The sequence below is a fragment of the Selenomonas sp. CM52 genome (genome assembly GCF_000292955.1).
In the GTDB taxonomy this organism is placed as follows: Bacteria; Bacillota; Negativicutes; order Selenomonadales; family Selenomonadaceae; genus Selenomonas.
Map to the genome: position 1 here is coordinate 1 of NZ_ALNM01000052.1, position 3,332 is coordinate 3,332.

The window sequence follows — 3,332 nt, forward strand, 5'->3', positions numbered from 1 at the left end:
CAAGGGCTTCGCCGTCGTCGCCGACGAGGTGCGAAAGCTCGCCGAGCAGAGCGAGCAGGCGGCGCAGGAGATCAGCGCGGTCATCGGCAAGAATTCCGCGCAGATCGAGAACGCATTCACGCTGACGAAATCGCAGGACGAAGAGGTCAAAGAGAGCGTGGAAGAAGTCCGCGCAGCTGACGAGAAGTTTGCGAAGATCGCTGAATCCATCCGTGCCCTGATTGGGCAGGTCGCGAAGGTCGGGACGATCACGGGAGCGCTCGAAAAGGACTGCAAGAGCACGGTCGATACGGTGCAGAAGGTCAGCGACCTGTCCCGTGCCGTGCAGCAGAAGGCGACGGACGTGTCCGCCGTCTCCGAGGAACAGGCGGCGTCCGCTGAGGAGATCGCAGCCGCGAGCCACACGCTCGCAGATCTCGCGCAGCAGCTGCAGCAGGGGGTGGCGAAGTTCAGGCTTTGAGCAGAGTCTGAGACAATATAGAGCGAAAGCCGATGCGTGGAGCAAGAGTCTCCATGCATCGGCTTTCAGCTATATTTGCGATGGCATATGGGATAACGACTGTACGAAAGTGATGTGCGCCAACCCCGCCTTTTGCCGCATGGACTTTTTTCTTGAAAAATGCTATACTACTAAGGTTAGATACTGTTCTCGACTATATTTTTGGGGTGAGAGTGTGGATTTTGGCGAGGGGAAGATCGTTCCTGTAAATCTCGCAAGTGAGATGAAGAATTCCTATATCGACTATGCCATGAGCGTCATCGTCGCCCGCGCCCTGCCGGACGTGCGCGACGGTCTGAAGCCTGTGCACCGCCGCATCCTCTATGCGATGCAGGAAGCGGGCATGGGTTCGGGCAAGCCGTACAAGAAGTCAGCGCGCATCGTCGGCGAAGTCCTCGGTAAGTACCACCCACATGGTGATACTTCCGTCTACGATGCGATCGTGCGCATGGCGCAGGATTTTTCCATGCGATACATGCTTGCCGACGGTCACGGCAACTTCGGCTCGGTCGACGGCGATCCGGCAGCGGCGATGCGCTACACCGAGGTGCGCATGTCGAAGGTTGCGGAGCTCATGCTGCAGGACATAGACAAGGAGACGGTGGATTTTGCGCCGAACTACGACGAGTCCTTGAAGGAGCCGACCGTGTTGCCCGCGAAGTTTCCACAGCTTCTTACGAACGGCACGGCGGGCATTGCTGTCGGCATGGCGACGAATATCCCGCCGCACAATATGCGCGAGGTCATTGACGGAACGTTGATGCTCATCGACCGTCCCGATGCTACCGTTGAGGAGCTTATGACGGTCATCAAGGGGCCGGATTTCCCGACGGCGGGACTGATTCTCGGCACGGAGGGCATACGTCAGGCATATACGACAGGGCGCGGCGTCATCAAGCTTCGCGCGCGCGTGCACATCGAGACGACGTCGAGCGGCCGCTCGCGCATCATCGTGACGGAGCTGCCCTATCAGGTGAACAAGGCACGCCTCGTCGAGAAGATCGCCGAGCTCGTGCGCGACAAGGCGATTGAGGGCATCACGGCCTTGAACGACGAGTCCGACCGCAGCGGCATGCGCATCGTCATCGACGTGCGCCGCGACGCGAATGCCAACGTCATCTTGAACCAGCTCTACAAGCACACGCAGCTGCAGGACAGCTTCGGCGTCATCATGCTCGCGCTCGTCGACGGCAGTCCGCGCGTGCTCACGCTCAAAGAGGTGCTGCATTACTACATCAAGCATCAGCAGGATGTCATCACGCGGCGCACGAAGTACGAATTGGCGAAAGCCGAGGCGCGCGCCCATATCCTCGAAGGCTTGACCATCGCGCTCGATCATCTCGACGCCGTCATCACGACGATCCGCGAGAGCCGCACGGCGGACATCGCGCGTGAGCGCCTGATGGAAGGCTTCAAGCTCAGCGAGAAGCAGGCGCAGGCGATTCTTGACCTTCGTCTGCAGCGTCTGACGGGTCTTGAGCGCGAGAAGATCGAGGAAGAGTACCAAGAGGTCTTGAAGATGATCGACTGGCTCAAATCCGTTCTCGCCGACGAGGGAAAGATCGACAAGATCATCAAGGACGAGCTTCTTGCCGTGCGCGAGAAGTACGGCGACGAGCGCCGCACGGAAATCACGATCGACACATCCGAGATCAACGTCGAAGACCTCATCGCGCAGGAAGACGTCGTCATCACGCTCACGCATAACAACTACATCAAGCGCATGCCGCTCGACACATATCGTCGCCAGAAGCGCGGCGGCGTCGGCGTGACGGGCATGGGCACGAAGGAAGCCGACTTCGTCGAAAATATCCTCGTCACGACGACGCACCATACGATCCTCTTCTTTACGAATCGCGGGCGCGTCTACTGTCTCAAGGCATACGAGATCAACGAGGCGAGCCGCCAGGCGAAGGGCACGGCGATCATCAACCTGCTGCAGCTTGAGAGTGAGGAGAAGATCACGGCGGTCATCCAGGTCAAGGAGTTCCTGCCCGAACGCTACCTCTTCATGGCGACGAAGAAGGGCATCGTGAAGAAGACGAGCCTTTCCGAGTTCCAGTCGATCCGCAGAGGTGGGCTCAATGCGATCAACCTCGACGAGGACGACGACCTCATCGGCGTCAAGTTCACGGACGGCGAAAAGCATGTGATACTCGGTACGGCGGGCGGCATGGCGGTCGCCTTCGCCGAGGACGATGTGCGCTCGATGGGACGCACGGCGCGCGGCGTCAAGGGCATCAACCTGAAGGCGGGCGACGTGGTCGTCGGCATGGACAACCTCGCGCGCAATGCCGAGGTTCTGACGATCACGGCGGAAGGCTACGGCAAGCGCACGGCGACGAGCGAATATCGTCTGCAGACGCGCGGCGGCAAGGGCCTCATCAACATGAAGGTCACGGAAAAGACGGGCGCGGTCATCGGCCTCAAGGTTGTGCGTCCGGGACAGGAGCTGATCCTCATCACGACGGACGGCATCGTCATCCGCACGAAGGTCGACGAGATTTCCGTCATCAGCCGCAACACGCAGGGCGTCAAGGTCGTGCGCCTCGGCGAGGGCGACAAGGCAGCATCGTTCGCCGTGATGGAGCAGAAGAACAACTGATATGGGAAACCTCGTCATATCTCTGGCGCTCGCGGGAATCCCCGTCGAACTTGAACGAAAGTCCATCAAGAACATCTATTTGCGCGTCGTGCCGCCCGCAGGCACGGTGCGCCTGAGCGCACCGAAGCGAGCGACGCTCGAAGAGCTCGCACGCTTCGTCGCCAAGCATACGGCATGGATCGAGGAAAAGCAGGCGAAGATCGCCGCGAAACCTCTGCCAAGCGCTCG

General features: G+C 59.9%; 3 protein-coding genes. All 3 read left to right on the forward strand.

Annotated elements, in window-relative coordinates:
- The coding region (locus tag HMPREF1153_RS11630; protein WP_009647158.1) for a methyl-accepting chemotaxis protein at positions 1-460 on the forward strand (460 nt) is incomplete at its 5' end.
- A gap of 214 nt (positions 461-674) precedes the next feature.
- The gene (gene gyrA / locus HMPREF1153_RS11635; protein WP_009647159.1) at positions 675-3,104 is read left to right on the forward strand and encodes a DNA gyrase subunit A; all 2,430 of its coding nucleotides are present in this window, start codon (positions 675-677) and stop codon (positions 3,102-3,104) included.
- Position 3,105: 1 nt separating this feature from the next.
- Positions 3,106-3,332, forward strand: a 227-nt coding sequence (locus HMPREF1153_RS11640) for a YgjP-like metallopeptidase domain-containing protein (protein ID WP_009647160.1), incomplete at its 3' end; no start/stop codon positions are given.